This is a genomic window from Vibrio galatheae (assembly GCF_000967545.1).
Taxonomy (GTDB): Bacteria; Pseudomonadota; Gammaproteobacteria; order Enterobacterales; family Vibrionaceae; genus Vibrio; species Vibrio galatheae.
Genome location: NZ_JXXV01000014.1, coordinates 135,845 through 158,370 on the forward strand (window position 1 = coordinate 135,845; position 22,526 = coordinate 158,370).

The window sequence follows — 22,526 nt, forward strand, 5'->3', positions numbered from 1 at the left end:
TTATTTATCTCCGCTCCATAGTGCATTTTGAGGCGGCACATCGGGTGTGCGTTCTTTTTTGTCTTGTGCTGCCAGTTTTTTCCAACGTTTCATTCCTTTGTGCGAACGAAGCTGCGGGTTGGCAATTTCATCAACAGCAAAGTTAAGTAGCGCAAGGCCAGTGACGAGGATGGTCAGTGCAATACATGGAGCAAGAACTTCCCACCAGGCACCGATTAGCATCGCTGACGAAGTTTGTACGTTGTACAGCATGATGCCCCAACTGATGGTGCTTGGGTCACCAAGACCTAGGAATGAGATGATAGATTCCATACCAATCGCATACATAACCGAACCGATAAAGCTGGCACCGACGATTGGAATTAGGTTAGGTAAAATCTCGACAAAAATGATGCGGAATGAAGACTCACCTAACACTTCGGCTGCTTTAACAAACTCTTTCTCACGCAGAGCCAGTGTTTGCGAACGAATCACCCTTGCACCCCATGCCCAAGAGGTACAGCCGATAATGATGGCGATAGTCAGTGGACCAGCTTCACCAATAAAGGCCGCGAGCACAAACAGCAATGGATATTGAGGTATGACCAACATGATGTTCATTGCGGCCGTCAATACATCATCGACTTTGCCACCAAAATAACCCGCCGAGATACCAATAACGGTTGCGAGGAAACACACGGTGATACCTGCACCAAAGCCGACACCGAGAGAAATACGTGCACCATGAACCAACTGAGACCAGATATCACGACCCATACGGCTGGTGCCTAGCACGTGATCTGCCTTTTTAGACATAATCATAGTTCGGCGGTCAGTGGCTAAGTTCTCGGCAATAAAGCCATCAGGATTCGCTTGGGCTGACGTAACTACAAACCCCGGATATTCATGTGGGTTACCGGTGCGTTTGTCAGGCGCATGTTTTGATAGCAATGGAGCGAAGATAGCCATCAATAAAAATATAGAGACAATGGCCAGACCTATACGGGCATAAGCATTGCCCAAAATGAGTTTGAGTAATTGTTTCATAGTTATTTACCTCCCTTGCGCAGGCGAGGGTCTAGAACGACATAGAGCATGTCGGCAATTAAGTTAAATGACAGCATGAACAGCGTCATAATGATTAATTGTCCTTGAAGAACTTGGTAGTCACGAGCGTGAATTGCATTGAGCAGCACGGTACCAAGGCCTGGGTAGTTAAAGATAATTTCTACAATTAGCTGACCACCAATCGCCATACCTAAAGACATAGAAAGTGCAGTGACACTTGGTAGCAGTGCATTTCGTGCGGCGTAGTTAAATACCACACGGTTTTCACTCAGACCCTTACCCTTCGCCATTGTGATGTAGTCTTCTGCAAGCAAGTTGATCATGTTGTTACGCATGTTGACGAGGAAGCCACCAATTTGAACTACAGAGGCACAGAAAAGAGGTAGAATTGCATGGTAAGCGACATCTTTAATGAAAGCCCAGCTTGTCCAATCAGGCACGGTACCTGCGGTGTAAGCGTAACCGGTTGGGAACCACTTTAAGCCGATGGCAAAAGTAAACAGCGCTAGCATAGCAATAACGACCTGTGGAACCGCTTGAATGATAAGCATACCTGGGGTGATAAACGCATCGTATTTGCTACCCCGTTTCCATGCGGCGAAAATGCCAAGGATGGAGCCCAGCGAGAAAGAGAGCATTACTGCACTACCCGCTAGGAAAAGTGACCAGCCAAATGCACCACCTAGTAGCTTGTTGACTGATAGAGGGTAGAACTGAATCGAAGTACCTAGTTCCCAGCTCAGCACGTTTTTCATGTACGCGAAGTACTGAACAAATAGGCCACCGTCGACGAAACCTAACAGTTCTTTCATTGCAGCGATACGTTCCGGTGTTACCTGTACTGACGCGTTAGCAAACATCATGGTTACAGGATCGCCCGGCATCGCGCGAGGAATAATAAAGTTTAATGTCGCAGCAACTAATAATGCGACCAAATAGAACGACAAACGTCTTAAAAAATAACCCATAACTTACACCTTACTTACCCAGATTTTCCCTGTTTCTGGTTTCAGGTCGCTCCTAGCGAAAACAAAATTTAGAGCGAACAATCCCCTGACGACTGGCGCCACTTGACAAACTAATCAAAGATTTGGGGATTTAGCGGCATACGGAATGTATGCCGCTTAGTTAGAACAACTACTTATTTAACTGGTTTAAGGTCCAGTACGTGCAGTAGACGCTCTGGGATACCAGCCCAAATGTTTGGACGGCCTTTTGGATTTTCTTCGTTCCACCAACCAGTGAATCGAGTTGTATTGTATTGGTACATGTAAGCACCAGACATTACAGGGATTGTTACTTGGTCAGAGGCAATGATTTGCTGGATGCCGTGAGCAATATCTAGCTGCTCTTTCTTATCAGCTGTTTTGTAGAAGCTGTTTAGAAGGCCATCTAGCTTGTCATTTTTGTAGAAGTGCATTGCGAAACGAGGCATACCATCACCTGATTGCAGTGCTGAGTTGTATGCACTGTTCCAGTAAGTGTATGGATCCGCACCGTGGAAGTAGTTGGTGTACGCTACGTCGTAGGTACCTTCCAGCATTGCTTGGTTGTACACAGAGAAGTCTGGGGTACGTGCTTTAGCTTGGATGCCAACTTCTGCAAGTTGCTCAACCGCTAGTTGAACCGTGTTGTTGAAGTCAGTCCAGCCATTTGGCGATTGAATCAGCAGCTCAAAAGACTTACCAGATGGAGTATCAACAAAACCGTCGTTGTTTACATCTTTGAAGCCAGCTTTCTTAAGCAGTGCTTTCGCGCCTTCAACATTGTACGTGTTGTAACCTTTGAACTTGTCGTGAGTCTTCTCGTCAGACCAAGCTTCGAATGCGTAGCCTAGACCTGATGCGAAATCGTTCACTGTACCACCGCCGTAGAACGCGATGTCGATGATAGTTTGACGATCAAGAGCCATAGAGAACGCGCGACGGAAGTCAACGTTAGTTAGTGCTTCGTTCTTCGCTGCATCTGGGTTTTTAAAGTTAACCACAAACGCTTGAGTACCTGCTGGTGGGTACCAGTAGTGGTGACTCGGGCTCGCTGCTGCGTAAGTACGATCGATGTCAGGAATGAACGATGAAGTCCAGTCCATTTCACCGTTAACAACTTTACCTAGGAACTGGTCGTTGTTCGCGATCTGAGGAACACGTAGACAATCTACGTCCAAGTTATCTGCATCCCAGTAGTTAGGGTTAGCACATTGGATGTAAAGTTGCGCTGTGAACGTATCGATCTCAGTGAACGGACCTGAGCCTACAGGATTCTCATTGGTAAACGTTGCTGGATCTTGAACATCTTTCCATACGTGCTCAGGTACGACAGGTACTTTCGCAATTTCATAAGGAACGTTTGAGTTCGCTTCTGCTAGACGGAACTTAACTTGGTAATCGTTAAGTTTTTCTACAGACGTTACCCAAGAGTTGATACCACTTTGGTCAAGCTCTGGCTTTTCTTTTACTAGATTGAAAGAGAATACAACGTCGTTTGCATCAAATGTTTGACCATCAGACCACTTAACACCTTTACGGATGTCAAATGTCACACTCATCAGATCGTCAGCCATTTTGAAGTTTTCTGCGAGACGGAATACAGGTGTATTACCGTGCATTTCGTTGAAAACAACCAACGGCTCGTAAATGAAGTCTGTTGTTGTGTGTAGGTTAGTTGCACCTAGGTATGGGTTAAAGTTACGAACAAAAGTTGTAAATTCTTTAGGGTGTACCGTTAATTCACTGCGTTCTGCTGCAGCCGCTACCGAAGTAAATCCAGTGGTTGCTGTTGCAATAATTGCTGTTGCTAGTGCAGTTTTTTTAATGTTGGCAAGCATAGCTGTTCCTTACTATTTGCTTTCATTTCACTAATGGATGGAATGTCATCAATTGATAAACACTCACTAAGGCCCACCTCTATGTCGTGATTTATTACCGAAGGAGGAAACAAATCTAGAGTGGCCTGTAGGCCTTAGGCACACTAAGAAAACACCTTAACGTCAATTTTCGCAATCGCTATTCCCGTTAAAATCGTTAAAACAGCATCTAATGACGTTAATAGTGTTAATTTTTAACTCGGGGAGTGATTTTTGAACGTCTTTTCCACTTTGATTTTAGTCGCAAAAACCTCTAGTTCTAATGGTTGGTGTGAGTGCTTACTACTCTTAATTTATCTTTTGTTTGGTGTGTTTGTTGATTTGTTTATATCGTGAGATCTTGGTCACTCAGCACATTTGGCGTTAATTTCTGTCGATAAATAAAAACTGCCGTCTTGTTGTGATTGGCTTCGCAATATGAGGTTATTTTGTTCATTATTGACTTGTTAGCGTACGTTTAGACAGAAAAAACCGTTTGTCTTAAGTAAAAACTAACTGCGTATTTAAGTTGTTTTACGTAGCGTATTAATGCTTTGGGAGCGTGTTTAGGTTATGGATTATCGGTATAAAAAAAGCCTGCATGGGCAGGCTTCGAAAAGACGTGAAGGATAGAGCTAGCTGGTTAATAAGTGCTGCAGTTTGTCTCGTAGTCCTTCTATATGGGCTCTCTCAGGACTCTGTTCATTACAGTGCTCTAAGATGTAATCAAGCGAACTGAGTACGGTTCTCCAGCGCGGTGTTTTCGGCAGAGTTTCTGGACGTAAGTACTTATCGAGTGTACGTGTTTGCAATGTACTGCGGTCGAGATAGACTCGCCATAAACCACTTTGTTCAGCAAAGGCAAACTTGGTTTGTCCGGTTACTGATTCCCAGTAATCAAGCGCACTGGTCATGGCATCGACCAGTACTTCGCGCATAACATCTTGTTTCGACTTGTTTTCACCCGAGGCTCTATCGGCAATGCGAGTAAATTCTCCGCCAAGCTCCTTGAGTTCTTGCAACTTGGCTTTATCGCCTTCGAAAGCAAAGCTTGAGAGCGCTTCTATTGCTGTCTCTAAGTTGTTAATCCGAGTTGCGTTTACCCCACCGCCAACGTTGAAGATATACATCGAACTCAGGCCAGCCCCTTCGGGAAGCTTTAATATATCGGCAGAAAGGTGCTGCCTAACATCTTCGACATAGACATCAATGGTTCCACAATAGTGCTCTTGTGTCACATTGAGGAACTTAGGTGCGATGATTTCATCGGCGCTTGAACGTTTGAGTTGCTCAGTTGAGCGTTTAAACAACCGAGATGCGGCTTCGTTGGCAAAGCGGATCCTGTTGTCATCACGCACGCATATTATCGCTTCAGGTGCGGTTTCAAGTTGTTCCAGCAGTCTTCCTTGTGTCTCGAGTAAACTCGCTTCAACCATAGCTCTGTGTTTTAGTTCTTGCTGCAGTTGCTGGTTTTCAATCCGACGTAACTCGGCTTTACTCGCGGTTAAGTGGGCTACGATACGCGCGGCAAGCTCTTGTTTGTTGAATGGTTTAGATAAGTAGTCATTGGCTCCTGCGCTGAAACCACGCACACGATCATCCGTTTGATTCAAGGCTGTCAGCATAATGATCGGCAGCTCGGCATGGTCATAGCTTTGGCGCAGAGTTTCACACACTTGGTAACCACTCATTCCTGGCATCATGATATCCAATAACAACAGCTCAGGCTTCTCTTTGTTGACAGCATCAAGTGCTTCGTGGCCATCTTTAGCGGTACGGACTCGATATCCTTCAAGGCGTAAAAAGCTGTCTAATACGCGAAGATTAACAGGTTCATCATCAACCACAAGTAGCAATGGCCCTTCAGAATTTTCCGGTAGGGTAATTGGGTCTTCCAACTCAACCTCAGCACTGCTCGGCGCTTGGAAGTGGGCGGACTCATAATGGGTTGCTTGCTCAATTTGTTCCGCAGTGGCGATTGGCAGCGTAAAGCTAAAGGTGGTGCCGACCATAGGCTGACTGCTGACATAGAGCGTTCCGTTCATCAATTCAATTAGCTGTCGGCTGATTGACAGACCTAAGCCAGCGCCTTGGCGATAACGGCTAGCGTCATTGCCCGCTTGGATTAAGGGTTCAAAGATATGGTCAAGTTGATCAGCAGGAATACCTTGACCGGTATCGACGACTTGAACTCGAATATTGTCATCCACCACACTGGCGGAGATAACGATTTTACCTTCGCTGGTATATTTGATCGCATTGCCGATCAAATTATAAAGAACCTGCTCTAGGCGCTGAGGGTCAGCGCTCACCCAAACCGGATCATCGGCCACTTGATTGATGATCCGCAGTGGCTTAGAACCAATAAGGTGGGATGACAATTCCAATACCAAACGTGTCGATCCTGCAAGGTCTACGGCACTGGTTTCAATATCGAGGTTTCCGTAGCGCATCTTATGATAATCAAGTAAATCATCGACTAAGGTCGCCAGTCGCTGGCCACTGTTAATGATGATATCGAGCTGATATCTATGCTCTGACGTGATTGGGCCATTAGCTCCAGATGCCAAGGCCTCGGCAATCCCTACCATGCCATGCAAAGGCGTACGCAGCTCGTGAGAAGTGGTGGCTAAGAACTCATCTTTTAGCTTGTTCGCCAACTGCAACTCGTCATTCTGTTTTTGGATCAGGGTTAGGTTACTTTCGAGCTCTTCATTTTGCTGTTTTATCAGCTGTATTTTTTCTCGGATCGAGCGCTGCATACGCTCAAAACTGATGGCGAGTCGGCCGATTTCATCTTTCCGTTGGGTATGATTCATATCGGCATCAAGATCGCCAGCCGAGACTTTTTCCGCAGCCCAAGTCAGTTGCAACAGTGGCGAAGTGATAAAGTTTGATAAGTAGTGCGAAGCCATGACCACCAACAGAATAGCGGTGAGCATTGCGACGATAAACAACGTCTCCAACTGATGGACACGGGCAAAAGCAACATCCTCTGGCACTTCGACCACAATCGCCCAGTCAATGCCTTTGAATGAAATAGGGCTGTATGCCGCGATGGTCGCTTCGTTTTCTGTATTGTTATAGGTGCCAACGTCTGTGAGTCCTGCTAGCGCAAGATCAATTACTTGGTGGCTTTTCTTTATTTCATCCTGTTGATATGCCAGTGTTCTCGATTGATGATCCGCCCCAACAAGCAGGGTTTTCATTGAGCTAAGGTTGTTACTATCGGCAACCAATTTGGTGATGCCGTTATTGGGTAACCTAAACATGGCATAACTGTGCAAGTAGCCTTGTTGAATAATAGGGGCGCCAAGCCATGCGACTGTTTTGTTTTGTTCGGCTGAAAAATCGGAAATAATAAGTGGCGTATAGTCTTCATTGGTTTTCCGTTTACTGGTTACCATTTCCTTCAACTTGGCAAAGGTTTGACCTAAGTTGGCGTCTTTATATTTTCCCGTTAATAGGTTGGTGCCGTAGTTGTCATGTTTGTAGATCGAATAGGTGACATTGCCTTCTCTGTCGACAAGCAGAATGTCATCAAAATCAGAGCGCTTTAGCAATTCTAAATAGGCCCAGTGGTAGCGTTTGTGCAGTAGGCGATAACGCTCAGTACCGCTGTAAATGCTCGACTGAGGGAGTATCGAGGTCTTAATTTGATTACCAGAACCCTGAATATAACGCCGCTGTGCGTATTCACGAGCTTGGTCGATGTCTAAGCCCAAGCTTCTGAACGCATTAACCAAGCCATAGAACCTACCGCCACTGGCATAAGCGAGTTCTGAGCGAACAAAACCCATCACCTCAGACTCTTTTGCATATAAGTAGTCAATCACTTGTTGGCGTTTGCTGTCGCGGACTGAAGTTAGGTGCGAAGTACTCTGTTCCTGAAGATCTTGAGTATGGGACTGTAAGAAAAAGATCGCGATGACCGTCAAAGGAGTAATACTCAGCACTAAAAATGCCAGCATTAGGGTACTCTGAAGGCGTTTAAACTTCTGTTTTCGATAAAATCTAAACATAGCTTGAGTAAAACTTCCGTGGGGATATGGCTTAGTGAGGTGGGGAGCCCCTCTAAGCGAGATAAAAGATGGTGTTCTTAAAATGACAAAATTAACGAGTTTTTTTACTTTGACAAGTAAGTTGCAGGGAAAGCGTGGAGAGTAGCGCAAATTTGTGGGTTTTAGTCAGCAATGACGCCCAACCTTAGGGATTTGTTGGGCGGTAAACTCAAGCTTTCGCGTGATAGATAGCGAATTTATTGGTCTTATTTAGCGTCTCACAATTACTGTAGGCTTGCTCAATAATTGGTGGGTATTTTAAGAAGCTATTGGCAACGATATAAAGCTGGCCATTTTTGGCACTCTGTTTAGGGCCTTGGGCAAGAAGTGTTTCCGTCGCGCTATAACTGGTATCGAGTCCAGAATGGAAGGGAGGATTGCTGACAATAAAGTCATAATCGTCGCGGGTATCTGAATAGATGTCGGACGCAAAGACTCGCCCGGTTAAACCGTTGGCGGCAAGCGTCGCCTTACTCGATTCTACGGCTAAAGCGCTGATATCACACATCTCTAGTTCAATCTCTGGATTTAACAGCGCCATCACGCTGCCGATCACCCCGGCACCACAGCCAAAATCGAGAACTTTGCCTTTCAGTTTCGGTAAGGTGTCGAGCAGCAATTTACTGCCAATATCAAATTCACCATGACTGAATACGCCGGGCAAGCTTTTGATAGTTAGTGAGGAGTGCTGGTATTCAACCTGATAGCTTTTAAACCAGTCCTGAATATCAAATGGAGCCGGAGCCTGCGTACATTGCCCCCAATAAAATGAGCAACGACGCGCTGAATCATACTTAGTAATTAAACCGTAAGCCTTAAACATCTTCTCAATGCTTTTTACGCCTGAACGGTTTTCGCCGACAACAACAATTTCTGTATTTGCGCCCAGCTTCGCCATCAGCATCGCCAGTAGATACTCTGCTTCGGCTTTTGCTTTTGGCCAGTAGAGCAACACCATGTCTGCTTGAGTCTGCTCGCTAAATTCAGCGCCAAATAGACTGGATATTTGTTGGTAGTCTCGCAACTGGCGGTGGTAGCCATAGTTAGTGGTAAACACTGTTACAGAAAGGCAGTGCTTGGCTAATTCGACAGGAAACAGGTCTTCTGCCTCACCGGCGACCAATACATGTTTACCTTCAAAATAGGCCAATTGTCTTTGAGCAATTTGACTGGGAGCAATATAAGCAGACATAGCAAACTCATTGGGAAAAATAAGGGAGGGATTTTCGCACAATCCTCCCTTGTCTTGAAGTAGTAATCAGGCGCTATTGGTAATACTAGCTGCGATTTTGCCGATCAAGGAATTCCTTAAACTCTTCATCATAAATATTAAACAGCACCATGGTGACGGCGAAAATGATTGGGCCATATATCAGACCAATCAAGCCAAATAACTGTAGACCACCTAGTAAAGAGAAGAAAATCATTAAGGTGTTCATTCCTGCGCTGCCTTGCATCAAAAGCGGACGAAGCAAGTTATCAATAGAGCCGACGACGACGATGCTCCAAACCGTAAGGAAAATGGCCCAGCTCGTGTCACCAATCAAGAACAGATAAATGGCGGCAGGGATCCAAATTAGCGCGGTTCCCACCACGGGGATAAATGACGCAAACCCCATCATGGTGCCCCAAAAAAGACCTGGGAATCCAGCCAACCACATGCCGATGCCCCCCGCGAAGCCTTGTGCAATAGCGGTAAGAAATGAGCCCATCACTGCCGATTTGGCTACTTGCTCAACTTCATCTAGCAGTTTGTCTTCTTGACTGCGAGAGAGCGGTAAAATATGGCGAATAGCGCTAATTAGTTTGTCGTGGTCACGGAGTAAAAAGAACAGCACGAACAGCATCAGAAAGAAATCCATTAAGAAACTTGTCGCGTCGCCAAGAATTTTGGCACTAATACCGACTAGATTGCTACCAAATGAGGTGGCGAATTGGGCGACTTTCTGCGCGATTTCTTGTGGACTAATCGTATCGAATGGCAGGTAGTTGTTGATTAGCGAGAGTCCATTGACCACCCAAGGGTGAGAGAAAATGGTTTGAATGCCGCCTTGTGTCACCCACTGGTAGACATTTTGCGAAAAGGTTGAGCCTTGTTGGACTATAGCAGCAAAGACAAACAGTAACGGAAACACAATAATGAAGGTCAGTACCACACAAGAGAGCAAGGAGGCTAAGTTGGCGTGCTTTGGCATCCGTTTCTCTATCCATTCATGGATCGGGAACATCAATAGTGAAATGATAAATGCCATCACAATTGAGTTGATATAAGGTTCGACCAAAAGAAAACAGGCCAACCCAGCAGCAAGTAGGGCAACAATCAATACTCGATGACTGGAAGTTAATTTGACTTTATCTGACACAATAGTTGTCCAAAAATTTTAGGTCGTATGAGTATAATGGCGCTAATTACTTGAGTGTTCAACGCAAAATCAAAATCTTATCAGTAGAGGAGATAAAATGGGCTGCTGTGAAAAAGATAAATGTACCCTTGATACAAATAAGCGCAGACACAACATACCTTGGTTTTACTTGATCTTGGCTGGATTGGTCATTTTGGTCGCGGCTAACTGGCAATAATAAAGAGAAAGGCTGCACTAGGCAGCCTTGATCACGAACGGCATTTTTCGTTAGTGTTATTTACGCTTCTTCGGCAAGAATCGCAAAGCAACGATCCGCTGCTTCTAGCGTCGCTTCAATCTCTTTACTGCCGTGAGCTAGTGATGTAAAGCTTGCTTCAAACGCAGACGGTGCAAGGTAAACTCCGTGCTGTAGCATCAGGTGGAAGAAGCGTTTGAATCGCTCGATATCACATTTAGTCACGTCTTCGTAGCGAGTAATGCTTTCTTGGTCGGTAAAGAAGAAACCAAACATACCGCCCACTTGGTTGACCACTAATGGAATACCGTGGCTGTCAGCCAGTGTTTTGAAACCGTCTGCTAGTTGCTTAGTTGTAGACGCTAGGCGTTTTTCATTGCCTTCTTCTTTTAACAGGTTCAAACAGGCATAACCGGCTGCCATTGCCACTGGGTTACCCGATAGCGTTCCCGCTTGGTAAACTGGTCCAGTTGGTGCAATGTGCTGCATCACTTCTTTGCGTCCACCAAATGCGCCTACTGGCATGCCGCCGCCAATCACTTTGCCCAGCGTAGTGAGATCGGGTTTGATGTTGTAGTAAGCCTGTGCGCCGCCAAGCGCGACACGGAAACCTGTCATCACTTCATCAAAGATCAGTAGCGCGCCTTCTTCATCACAGATTTGACGCAAACCTTCGTGGAACCCTTCAACCGGTGGAATGCAGTTCATGTTGCCCGCGACTGGCTCAACGATGATACACGCAATTTCGCCTTTGTTCGCTGCAAATAGCTCACGTACGGATTCTAAATCGTTAAACGTCGCGGTTAGTGTGTGCTTGGCGAAGTCCGCTGGAACGCCTGGCGAACTTGGTTGACCCAATGTTAGTGCACCGGATCCCGCTTTAACCAACAGGCTATCGGCATGGCCGTGGTAACAACCTTCAAATTTGATGATTTTATCGCGCCCTGTGTAACCGCGAGCGAGACGAATTGCACTCATGGTTGCTTCAGTCCCTGAGCTTACCATGCGAATCTGTTCCATCGATGGCACGAGTTCTGACACCAATTCTGCCATGGCGATTTCCATTTCTGTTGGCGCGCCGAAGCTTAAGCCACGTTGTGCAGCATCAATTACCGCTTCTCGAATCACAGCGTGGTTGTGGCCTAAGATCATTGGGCCCCATGAACCTACGTAATCAATGTAAGCTTTACCGTCAGCATCAAAAATCAATGGGCCGTCGGCACGTTCTACAAAGATCGGAGCGCCGCCAACTCCGTTAAAAGCACGTACTGGAGAGTTAACACCGCCAGGAATGGTCTGTTGTGCTTTTTGAAATAGATCTGCTGATTTGGTCATGGGATATCCTCTTTTGATTGCTCGGACCAATTTGGCAGGCATTGTACCTGTCGAGTCCATTTCAATAAAACGCTTTACGCCACATTCTGAATACTTTGCCAGCAGATAGACCACAAATTGTGTAAAAAATGGTTCCACATGTGGTGAATACTTGAACGCTTCACTCAGGTATTAGATAATCGCGCTAATATTAAAAGATAAAGTTCCAAATGGTGAAGACCGTGTGGATGAAGAAGACTGAGAGAGGTCATCGTGAGCGAAGTAAATATCCCTTTAACATTTTCAGATGCTGCGGCCCAGCGAGTTGGTGCTTTAATTGCTGAAGAAGAAAACCCAAATTTAAAGCTCCGTGTCTACATCACGGGGGGCGGCTGTAGTGGTTTCCAATACGGCTTTACTTTCGACGAAAGCGTCAATGATGGCGATACGACCATTGTCAACAGTGGTGTGACGCTTGTCGTTGACCCAATGAGTTTGCAGTACCTAGTCGGCGGTCAAGTGGATTACACGGAAGGCCTTGAAGGTTCGCGTTTCTTTGTTAACAACCCGAACGCAACGACGACCTGCGGTTGTGGCGCTTCATTCAGTGTTTAAGCGTTAACGATTTCTAATAAGGCTGCATTTTTGCAGCCTTTTTTTTATCTGAGCGATTCCAGAAACTGAGACCTACCCTAAAATACTGTCCAAGTGTATTTTATTTTTGACTGGTTAATTTATATCCTCAATGATACGTCTTACTGATTGACAGTTGGCGCTATATCTACAGTGAACTTATTGACCATCAAATAGGTTAAAAAGTAGGTCAACTGAGTGCGATATATAATTACTAAGGATAGTTATGGCTAGTTTCTCCCCGTTGCGCTTTATCGCGACTCGACCTTACCTTGTTTCTCTTTTTTTAGTCACTTTACTTACGTTTTGGCTTGGGATTGGCATGCTCAATGCTGAAGACACACCACCACCGCACAGTGAACAGGAAATCCCGCTAGCAAAGGTGGCTTTTACCTCGTTCGTCGCTCATTCAACCCATAAAACGATTGAGCTGTATGGGCGTACGGCACCCAATAAGCAAGCTAAATTAGGTGCTGAAATTGCAGGCAAAATTATTCAACTCAAGGTGGCGAAAGGTGACAAGGTCAAGCAAGGCCAAGTCATTGCACTGATTGATAAAGGTGACCTAGAAATTCAACTTGAGCGCGCGCAAGCCTTGCTAAAAGTGAAACAAAAAGAGTTTACCGCAGCCAAGGCACTTCAGAGCAAAGGCTTACAAGGCGAAGTGGCATTTACCAATGCACAAGCGGGATTGGTTGAAGCAAAAGCGATGGTCAGCAACGCTCGAATTGCGCTAAGAAATACCTCTGTCAGCGCACCTTTTGCTGGGATTGTCGATCACTTGTTCATTGAGCAGGGCGACTTTGTTGGGATCGGAGACCCTGTCGCGAGTTTACTTGATCTGAGCAAAGTCGTGATTGAAGCAGATGTCAGCGAGCGTCATATTCAAGATCTTGTTTTAGGACAGCAGGCCAGTGTGCGCTTCATCAACGGACAGCAAGCTGAAGGTATTGTTCGGTACATATCTCGTGTTTCCTCGACAGCAACCAATACTTTTCCTATCGAAATTGAATTGCCCAATCCTGAGCAAAAAATCTCGGCGGGGATCAGTACCGAAGTGTCATTGAACCTCAAAGATCAATTGGCCGTTAAAGTGACGCCGGCAATGTTAGCGCTCGACGAAGCTGGAAATTTGGGCGTTAAAACTCTAGTCAAAGATCGGATTAAGTTTGTACCGATCCATCTGGTCAAAGCAGAGCAAGACGGGGTATGGCTGACGGGATTGGGGGAACAGGTCGATATCGTGACGACAGGTCAGGGGTTTGTCCGTGATGGTGATCAAGTGATTGCTGTTGAGCAGCAAAACTAGGAGGCGGCATTATGTTTGCGTTGATTGATGCGGCACTCTCTCGTACTCGTACCATGATGGTATTGCTGGTATTTATCTTGGTTGCTGGGGTAGGCACTTACCTAACGATACCTAAAGAATCGAGTCCGGATATTACCATTCCGATTATCTATGTTTCGGTTGGGCATCAGGGGATTTCTCCGTCCGACGCTGAGCGATTGCTGGTGCGTCCGATAGAGCAAGAGCTGAGATCGATAGAAGGAGTCAAGGAGATGACTTCTACCGCTTCTGAAGGTCATGCCTCGGTGATGCTCGAGTTCAGTGTTGGTGTTGATCTGAACAAAGCGATGGCAGATGTACGTGAAGCCGTCGATCTCGCCAAACCTAAATTGCCGAGTGACAGCGACGAACCAACGGTTAATGAGGTGACGTTTGCTTCGGAAGAGCCAGCGCTGTCTATCGTTCTCTATGGTACGGTGCCAGAGCGTACGATTGTTCATATTGCGCGTCAGTTGAGAGATAAGCTTGAAAGCTATCGTCAGATATTGGAAGTGGACATTGCCGGGGATCGCGAAGACATTGTTGAGATCATCGTAGATCCGCTATTGATGGAGAGCTACGGCCTAGATCAAGGTGATATCTACAACTTGATCGCACTCAACAACAAAGTCGTGGCGGCAGGTTTTGTCGACACCGGCTATGGCCGATTTTCTGTTAAAGTGCCGTCAGTATTTGATTCGCTTAAAGATGTTCTTGAATTACCCGTAAAAGTAGACGGTAAACAAGTGATTACATTTGGTGATGTTGCCACGGTTAGACGTGCATTTCGTGACCCAGAAAGCTATGCCAGATTGGATGGTAAAGCCGCTGTCGTCCTCGATGTGAAAAAACGTGCAGGGGAAAATATCATTGAAACGGTCGCACTGATTAAAGCGGTGTTGGCTGAAGCGCAACAACGTCCGGATTGGCCAAACAACTTGCTTATCAAGTACACGTGGGATCAATCTAAAGACGTTAAAATTATGCTTAACGATCTGCAAAATAACATTTTGTCTGCGATCATTTTGGTGGTTATCGTTATTATCGCGATCTTAGGGGTACGCACTGCGTTTTTAGTCGGTGTGTCTATTCCCGGCTCTTTCCTGACAGGCCTTCTGGTCCTGTCTGTGTTTGGATTAACGGTCAACATCGTGGTGTTGTTCTCGCTAATTATGGCTGTGGGCATGTTGGTTGATGGCGCAATCGTTGTGACTGAGTTTGCTGATCGGCGCATGCAAGAGGGAACGCCGAGACGTGAGGCGTATCGTGATGCGGCAAAACGTATGGCGTGGCCAATTACTGCGTCAACGGCGACCACATTGGCCGCCTTTGCGCCATTACTGTTCTGGCCTGACGTTACTGGTGAGTTTATGAAGTACTTGCCACTGACGCTCATCGCCACTTTGTCCGCTTCGTTGGCGATGGCATTGTTGCTGGTTCCGGTACTGGGCAGTTTGGTTGGTAGACCTCAGAATGTGACCAAGGCGCAGCGTGCCAAGATGGTCGCGCTTCATGATGGCGATTTTGCAAAGGCGACGGGTATCACCAAGCTCTATTATCACACGCTTGATATCGCTATTCGCCATCCATTAAAAATACTGTTGAGTGCTATTTTACTGTCTGTTGGTGTTGGTTTTACTTATGCCAAAGCAGGGCTGGGGGCGGAATTTTTCCCTGAGGTTGATCCCCCTTTCTTTACGGTCAAAGTGCGTTCATATGGCGATCTGTCACTGGATGAAAAAGATGTCATCATGCGCGACATTGAAGCTGTGATGATCGGCCGCGATGAATTTGAAAGTGTGTACACTAAAACCGGTGGTGATGACGAGATCGGCCAGATTCAGATCACGCCCGTCGATTGGCAATATCGTCGCAGCGTCAAAGCGATTATCGAAGAGCTCAAACAACAAACGGATCATTATGCTGGAGTCGAGATAGAGTATAAATTTCCAGATGCAGGGCCGCCGGTTGAGCACGACTTAGTGATCGAATTGTCAGCGCGCATTCCGGATGAATTGGATGGTGCTGCCAAGTTAGTTAGGCAATGGGCTGATAACTATCCGGCATTTACCAACCTCAGCGATACCTCAAGTAAAGATGGCATAGATTGGCAAATCGATATTCGTCGTGATGACGCTTCGCGTTTTGCCGCCGATGCAACCTTGGTGGGCAATACCGTCCAGTTTGTTACTAACGGATTAAAAATCGGTGATTACTTACCTGATGATGCGACGGAAGAGGTCGACATTCTGGTGCGTTACCCAGCAGATAAGCGTGATATCGGCCGGTTTGATCAGTTGCGGGTTAAAACGCCTGCAGGACTGGTGCCTATTACCAACTTTGCCACCATTGTCCCGGAGCACAAGCAAGACACGATTCGTCGTATTGATGGTCATAGGGTGACCAATATTATGGCGGATATGAAAGAGGGGTATAACCTCGCGTTAGAGTTGCCCAACATTGAGCAAGCTGTCTCACAACTCAACCTGCCTTCGAGTGTTGAGTTTAAAATTCGTGGTCAGAATGAAGAGCAAGAAAACTCCTCTGCATTTCTAAAAAATGCATTCTTGGTTGCTCTGGTGGTTATGGCGTTAATTTTGATTACCCAGTTCAACAGCTTCTACCAAGCGTTTTTGATCTTAAGTGCTGTGCTGTTTTCCACGGTCGGAGTTTTTGTGGGCCTACTGGTGTTCCAAAAACCGTTTGGCATCATTATGTCTGGTATCGGCGTGATTGCGTTAGCGGGCATCGTGGTCAACAACAATATTGTCTTGATTGATACCTATAACCAGCTTCGTCAGCGAGGTCTGGATAAACGTGAGGCGATACTACGAACCGGTGTGCAACGTTTACGACCAGTTATGTTGACCACAGTGACGACGATTTTAGGCTTACTGCCGATGGTGTTAGAGATGAACGTTGACCTGATTAACCAAAAAATTGAGTTTGGTGCACCAAGTACTCAGTGGTGGTCGCAATTGGCAACGGCCGTTGCAGGCGGTTTAGCTTTCGCAACTGTGTTGACCTTGGTTCTGACACCTTGCTTATTGATGCTGGGTCGCGAACACAAGTTAGAGCAGCAAGCCAAGCAAGTGATGGCGGGTGACTAAATTTATTGGTGAGACGCTATAATTCAAGACCCGCATGATGCGGGTCTTTATGTTTATGGTGTCGCGAGCAATTCACCGTAGCGCTCTAGCTTGGCTAGCCTGAGTTTTGCGTTGGCGATATAGGTGGTTTTTGCGCCACCCGTTAATGATTTTGACTGGGGTAGCTTCACCGTTCTTGGGTTTTTATGCACACCATTGACTAGGAACTCATAATGGAGGTGAGGGCCAGTTACGCGACCAGTACCACCAAGGGTTCCGACAGTTTGGCCTTGTTTGACTCTCTGCCCAGTTTTAACTTTGCGGCGTTGTAAGTGAAGGTACTTGGTGATGTATGTGTTGCTGTGCTTGATAAACACGTAGTTACCATTGTACTGGTTATAGCTAGATTTAATCACGGTACCATCACCTGCAGCCCAAATCGGTGTTCCGACTGGTGCGGCGTAGTCTGTACCTCGGTGGGCACGAACTTTACCCGTCACTGGGTGGCGACGTGACGGGTTAAAATTAGAGCTTACGCGACGGAAATCCAGCGGGGAACGGAGGAAGGCTTTTTTCATCGCACGTCCATTCTCATCGTAATAGTTGCCTGTTTTGTCGTCGAGAATTGCTTTGAACGTATCGCCTTGGTTTTCAAAAATCGCGGCAATGATTTTGTCTCGACCAACCACTTCACCTTCAACCACTTTCTCTTGATAGAGGATTTTAAACTTGTCGCCACTACGAATATCTAACGCAAAGTCGATATCCCAACCAAAAATACCCGCCAATTCCATGATTTGATTTGGCGTTAAGCCTGCGTTTACGCCCGCATTCCAGAAGTTCGAGCTAATATCTGCTTCGGCATAGTTATATTGATAGTGAAGCTCTTTCTTATCAATGGATGAGGTATAGCCACTCTCTGATTTGGTAATTAGAAAGGTTTCGTACGGATTGATGACGCGCTGCAGCTGAATTAACTGGTTATTTTCGTCAAATCCCAGTTGGAATGAGTCTCCTGGACGTACGCGGGTTAACTGATTTTCAATGTCTTTGCTGGTGGACGTGAGTTGATAGAGCAAGCGTGAAGATAGGCCAGCGCGTTGAAAGAGCAGCGCCATACTGTCGCCAGAACCAATGGTGTGTTTCTCCCAACGTAGGAAATTTTGTACTGGGGTAGATTCTTGAGACAGCAGCGAATCGAGGTCAATGGATAGGGGGTAGGCTTTCCCTATTTGATAATTGCTCTCCTCTTGACGGAGATCTTTAGGCGCAGGCAGAAACAATACAACGACGATCAATGCGCTAAATAAGGCGATTAGAGCTCGGTGAACCCAAGGTAGTCGAGCGAAAAGAGACAACATCTTATGTCCGTTTTAAAAAATTCAGTAAAAAAGCTTAGCTGTTTAGTCTAACTGGTTTCAAAATGCATCGCTATTCAAGTAAGATGTTCAGCTATTATATTTTTGCCAAATCTGTGGGAGTGAACAAGAATGGCGAGTATTGAAGCGGCACTAGCTGAGATTAAGCGCGGTGTTGATGAATTAATTCCAGAAGAAGAACTGATTGCTAAATTGAAAGAGGGACGCCCTCTGCGCATCAAACTTGGTGCCGATCCAACAGCACCAGATATTCACTTAGGCCATACCGTTATTTTGAACAAGTTACGCGCGTTCCAAGAGCTTGGTCATGATGTCACTTTCCTCATTGGTGACTTCACTGGCATGGTTGGTGATCCTACTGGTAAGAATACAACTCGTCCACCTCTAACTCGTGAAGACGTACTGCGTAACGCAGAGACGTATAAAGAGCAAGTGTTTAAGATTCTTGATCCAGCAAAAACTAAGATTCAATTCAACTCAGAGTGGTTATCTGAGCTAGGTGCAGAGGGTATGATCCGTCTTGCTGCCAACCAAACAGTTGCTCGTATGCTCGAACGTGACGATTTCAAGAAGCGCTACACTGGAGGTCAACCTATTGCTATTCATGAGTTTATGTATCCACTCCTACAAGGTTATGACTCAGTAGCAATGGAAACGGACGTTGAGCTTGGCGGTACTGACCAGAAGTTTAACTTGCTGATGGGGCGTGAGCTGCAAAAGGCACACGGTCAAAAACCACAAGTTGTATTGACCATGCCTCTGCTTGTTGGCCTTGATGGCGAGAAGAAGATGTCTAAATCAGCTCACAACTACATAGGTATCAGCGAAGCGCCGAGCGAAATGTTCGGTAAAATCATGTCGATCTCTGATGACCTGATGTGGAGCTACTACGAGTTGTTGTCTTTCCGTCCACTTGATGAAGTTGCTGAGCTAAAAGCGGGTGTTGAGGCAGGTAAAAACCCACGTGATGTTAAAGTCGCTCTGGCTAAAGAGATCATTGCGCGCTTCCACTCTGAGGCCGATGCTGATGCTGCCGAGCAAGAGTTTGTTAACCGTTTTGCTAAGAATCAAATTCCAGATGAAATGCCAGAATTTCATTTCGATGCAGGCTTGCCTGTGAGCAACCTGCTAAAAGAAGCGGCCCTGTGTGCGTCTACCTCAGAAGCGATGCGTATGGTTAAGCAAGGCGCAGCTAAGATTGATGGTGAGAAAGTGGCTGACTCTAAATTCGCACCACAAGCAGGCACTTACGTATTCCAAGTCGGCAAACGTAAATTTGCTCGTATCACGATCAAGTAACCGCCCAATCGTTGATGAAAGCGCCTTCTGGGCGCTTTTTTGTTTCTAAATTACTTGCTAGGTATTGCCTGACTGAAATCGACAATATCTTTATAGAACAGAGTTTCGAAGCGAGTAATAGGGGCGGTGGTTGGTTGATCATCGCTCTTTACTTTTACTGGGTGATAATCGGCGACAAACTGTACAAACAAAGTACTTGGCTGGCCTGAGTTATCTAAGCCAAAACCTGCCATATTATAACTGCCGTACACTGAACCACTTTTCGCGATCAGTTTTCCTTTAACGGGATTGTTTCTCATGCTACGGCGATATTTTAATGTGCCATCAGTTCCTGCTGTTGGCATCAAGGCAATTAACCCCAGCTGTTGGTCGTGTCGCCAAATATAACGTAAGACTGCGGCCATATTTTGGCTACTAAAACGGTTGTTGCGTGATAAACCTGAGCCATCAGCCATTGGCATATGTTCGATATCGATACCTGTGTGGCTAAACAAGATTTGTTTGATTGCTTTAACCCCATTGGCAAAGCTTCCTGGTTGAATAAAGAATTTCGCACCAAGAGTTTTGGTTAGGTTGTCTGCAATGAGGTTGTCAGACTTGGTGAGCATGGTTTTAAGTAATTGGGGTAAATTTTCCGAATGGTGGGTCGCGACGACAACGCCAGATGTTGTAGGTGAACCAAGCTTAATCGTACCCGTTAAGGTAATATTTAATTGGCTTAGCAGGGTATGAATGATCCGCTGAGTGTATAACGCTGGATCTTGTACTGCGAACTTCAGGGGCAACGGCTGAGTGCGGTGTTGTAAGCAGCCTTGGAGTTGATAGTGGTTGTCTGGAGAAGAGAGTAGCTCCAAATCGCATTGAGTACTTTCTTGCTCAATGTCAGAGACTGAGTTTGCTGTAGTTGTCACATAAATGGGCTGATGCTCAGGCACATAAACTCGGGTCTTACCATTGTCTTGAGTGTAAATGGACGCCTGAACACAGTTACCGTCTAACGAAATGGCGCTTGCTGGGGCGCTATAACACACACCCAGTATATCCCATGGCCAGCCGACAGCTCGGTCATAACCGGTAAAAGCGCTGTTATCGAGCCAGATATCTCCGTTGATTTTTGTCGTGCCTGTTTTATGTAGTTCACTCAGGAGTTGTTTGAGATCTTGTGTGGTCAATGTCGGGTCGCCACTAAAACGCACGATAACATCGTCCCCTGATTTTTCTAATTTAGTTTCAAAGTTAAACTCGTCACCTAACTCTAGTTTGGCAGCGAGTGCGGTCACTAGCTTTAAGGTGCTGGCGGGTGGAAACAATTGGTTCTGATTGTTGGATTGCTCTAAATTCGATTGGCTTTTGAGGGCCTCAATCTTAATCGCAGCGCGGCTGCCGAGTGGTAATTCATCAATCGGGGTATAGGCCAATGCCAATGTTGGAAAGACGATGAGTAAAGAGAATAGTTTCAAATGGTTGAACATAGACAGTCCGATGCACGCGCTGAGAGAAAACGTTCACCAGTATAGATAGCTCGTTCAAGGAGGGCTAGCGTAAAACGCCAAGTGGCTTGATAATTGACATAAAAAGGTCTGGCAGGAGCCAGACCTTATCAAAGTTGCTTCTATTAGGAGTTGTTAACAACCAATTAGAAAGTGTATTTTACGCCGACACGTACAGTGTCTTCGTCACCGCTGAAGTCAGCTGCTGTTGCAAGGTTATTTGTATCAATATTGTTGATTAGGTACGCAACGTAGGCATTGATGTTTTTATTAAACGCGTAATCGCCTGAGATTTCGAAGAAGTCACTCTTGTCTTTAGATTGGCCGCTTTCGTCAATTTCAGTTTTTTGGTAAGCACCCATGACAGTGAAGCCGTTGCCAAAGCCGTAGGTTACTGCTAATTCAACACCGTTGAAGTCAGAATTAGTCTTGTCATCGATTTCGCCAGTTGTGTAAGTACCAGCAACATATAGCGAATCTAGAGTGTAGTTAATACCGGCGATAGCCGCGCTACCAGTACCTTCATTCACACCATCACCGTTGTCACCTGCAGAGTAACCTAGACCGAAGCCTAGACCCATAGGTAAGGTGTAGATCGCAGAAACGCCGTAGCCATCTGTATCTTTCTCTTCGCCTGCAAGGTAACTTGCTTTGAACGTTAGGCCGTCAACAAACTCACCTGTGTATAGGATCGTGTTGTTGATCTGCTCGTTACCCGCACTAATGAAGGTTTTTTGCGCACCAGTAAAGGTTGTAACGTCAGACATTTGTGAGATTTGTACAGCAGCCGTATCTTGGCGACCAAAAGAAATAGCGCCAAAGTTACCTTTAAAACCAGCAAATAGGTAACGTTGTTTAAAGTCAGTATTCTGATCACCAGCTTCTGTTGAAGAGTTAACACCTTGCTCTGCTTCGTAGAAGCCGAAGCCACTTAGGCTATCTGTGATCTCAGTACTACCGCCAACATTTAAACGGAAACGGCTCTTATTGCTCATCGTGCCGTCGATTTTTTCACCGCTGTCTGTACCATTGAAGTCGCCACGGAACTCAGCACGACCACCTACGTTTAGTTCAGTACCGTCTTGCTTGTATACGTTGGCGGCGTTTGCGCCAGAAGCCACTGCTGTAGCTGCCACTGCTAAAGCGATTAGAGTCTTATTCATTTTATTATTCCTAATTTACTGTCCATAAATAGTCAGGTTGTGAGGAGTGTCTCCTCACTGGAGAGAATCCTCAGAGCATTGGCATATTAGCCCTAATGCATAGTTAAGGATTATAGCAAATGCTTGAACTATAAGGGTTAGGCCGCTCTGAACAGGTCAAATAGGTTTTACCCTAAAGTTCCGTGATGAGTTAGTAAAATGATATAAATCAAATCTATGAACAGCGTTTTATTGTATGTGAAAAATATCAACTATTTGTTTTTTAAAGACTAACTATTGCTGTT

The 22,526-nt window shown here is 45.8% G+C and carries 14 protein-coding genes; 4 read left to right on the plus strand and 10 right to left on the minus strand.

The features are described 5' to 3' along the window. The 7 genes from TW81_RS07730 to hemL form a co-directional block, all read right to left on the minus strand. Entirely contained in the window at positions 1-1,026 is a 1,026-nt protein-coding gene (locus tag TW81_RS07730) for an ABC transporter permease (protein ID WP_045955135.1), read from the minus strand. Between the two features lie 2 nt (positions 1,027-1,028). Further along, a complete protein-coding gene (locus TW81_RS07735; RefSeq protein WP_045955136.1) occupies positions 1,029-2,015 on the minus strand; it encodes an ABC transporter permease in 987 nt (328 codons plus the stop codon). A gap of 173 nt (positions 2,016-2,188) precedes the next feature. Continuing rightward, complete coding sequence (locus TW81_RS07740; protein WP_045955137.1) at positions 2,189-3,871, minus strand: ABC transporter substrate-binding protein; 1,683 nt, start codon at positions 3,869-3,871, stop codon at positions 2,189-2,191. A gap of 653 nt (positions 3,872-4,524) precedes the next feature. Then, positions 4,525-7,911, minus strand: a complete 3,387-nt coding sequence (locus TW81_RS07745) for a response regulator (RefSeq protein ID WP_045955138.1) — start codon at positions 7,909-7,911, stop codon at positions 4,525-4,527. A gap of 208 nt (positions 7,912-8,119) precedes the next feature. Then, positions 8,120-9,142, minus strand: coding sequence for a 16S rRNA (guanine(1207)-N(2))-methyltransferase RsmC (rsmC, locus tag TW81_RS07750; RefSeq protein ID WP_045955139.1), 1,023 nt, complete (start codon positions 9,140-9,142; stop codon positions 8,120-8,122). Positions 9,143-9,227: 85 nt separating this feature from the next. Then, complete coding sequence (locus tag TW81_RS07755) at positions 9,228-10,313, minus strand: AI-2E family transporter (RefSeq protein ID WP_045955140.1); 1,086 nt, start codon at positions 10,311-10,313, stop codon at positions 9,228-9,230. A gap of 277 nt (positions 10,314-10,590) precedes the next feature. Then, positions 10,591-11,883: a glutamate-1-semialdehyde 2,1-aminomutase gene (gene hemL / locus TW81_RS07760; protein ID WP_045955141.1), complete on the minus strand. Its 1,293-nt coding sequence runs from the start codon at positions 11,881-11,883 to the stop codon at positions 10,591-10,593. Between the two features lie 252 nt (positions 11,884-12,135). On the opposite strand from hemL, the gene erpA reads away from it, so the two are divergent. The 3 genes from erpA (at position 12,136) to TW81_RS07775 (ending at position 16,932) form a co-directional block, all read left to right on the plus strand. Then, positions 12,136-12,477, plus strand: a complete 342-nt coding sequence (erpA, locus tag TW81_RS07765; protein WP_045955142.1) for an iron-sulfur cluster insertion protein ErpA — start codon at positions 12,136-12,138, stop codon at positions 12,475-12,477. Between the two features lie 244 nt (positions 12,478-12,721). Continuing rightward, positions 12,722-13,804 carry an efflux RND transporter periplasmic adaptor subunit gene (locus TW81_RS07770; protein ID WP_045955143.1) on the plus strand — a complete coding sequence of 361 codons (1,083 nt, stop codon included), beginning with the start codon at positions 12,722-12,724 and terminating at the stop codon, positions 13,802-13,804. Between the two features lie 11 nt (positions 13,805-13,815). Continuing rightward, positions 13,816-16,932: an efflux RND transporter permease subunit gene (locus tag TW81_RS07775; RefSeq protein ID WP_045955144.1), complete on the plus strand. Its 3,117-nt coding sequence runs from the start codon at positions 13,816-13,818 to the stop codon at positions 16,930-16,932. 53 nt (positions 16,933-16,985) lie between these two features. Here TW81_RS07775 and TW81_RS07780 read toward each other — a convergent pair whose 3' ends face one another. Then, entirely contained in the window at positions 16,986-18,272 is a 1,287-nt protein-coding gene (locus TW81_RS07780) for a peptidoglycan DD-metalloendopeptidase family protein (RefSeq protein ID WP_045955145.1), read from the minus strand. Between the two features lie 129 nt (positions 18,273-18,401). Between TW81_RS07780 and tyrS the strand changes: the two genes are divergently transcribed. Continuing rightward, positions 18,402-19,589, plus strand: a complete 1,188-nt coding sequence (gene tyrS / locus TW81_RS07785) for a tyrosine--tRNA ligase (protein WP_045955146.1) — start codon at positions 18,402-18,404, stop codon at positions 19,587-19,589. Between the two features lie 50 nt (positions 19,590-19,639). Here tyrS and dacB read toward each other — a convergent pair whose 3' ends face one another. Together dacB and TW81_RS07795 are read right to left on the minus strand one after the other, a co-directional pair. Next, positions 19,640-21,061, minus strand: coding sequence for a serine-type D-Ala-D-Ala carboxypeptidase (dacB, locus tag TW81_RS07790; protein WP_045955147.1), 1,422 nt, complete (start codon positions 21,059-21,061; stop codon positions 19,640-19,642). A 164-nt stretch (positions 21,062-21,225) separates the two neighbouring features. Beyond that, positions 21,226-22,242 (minus strand): porin, encoded by a 1,017-nt coding sequence (locus tag TW81_RS07795; RefSeq protein WP_045955148.1) that lies wholly within the window; start codon positions 22,240-22,242, stop codon positions 21,226-21,228. Positions 22,243-22,526: the final 284 nt, after the last annotated feature.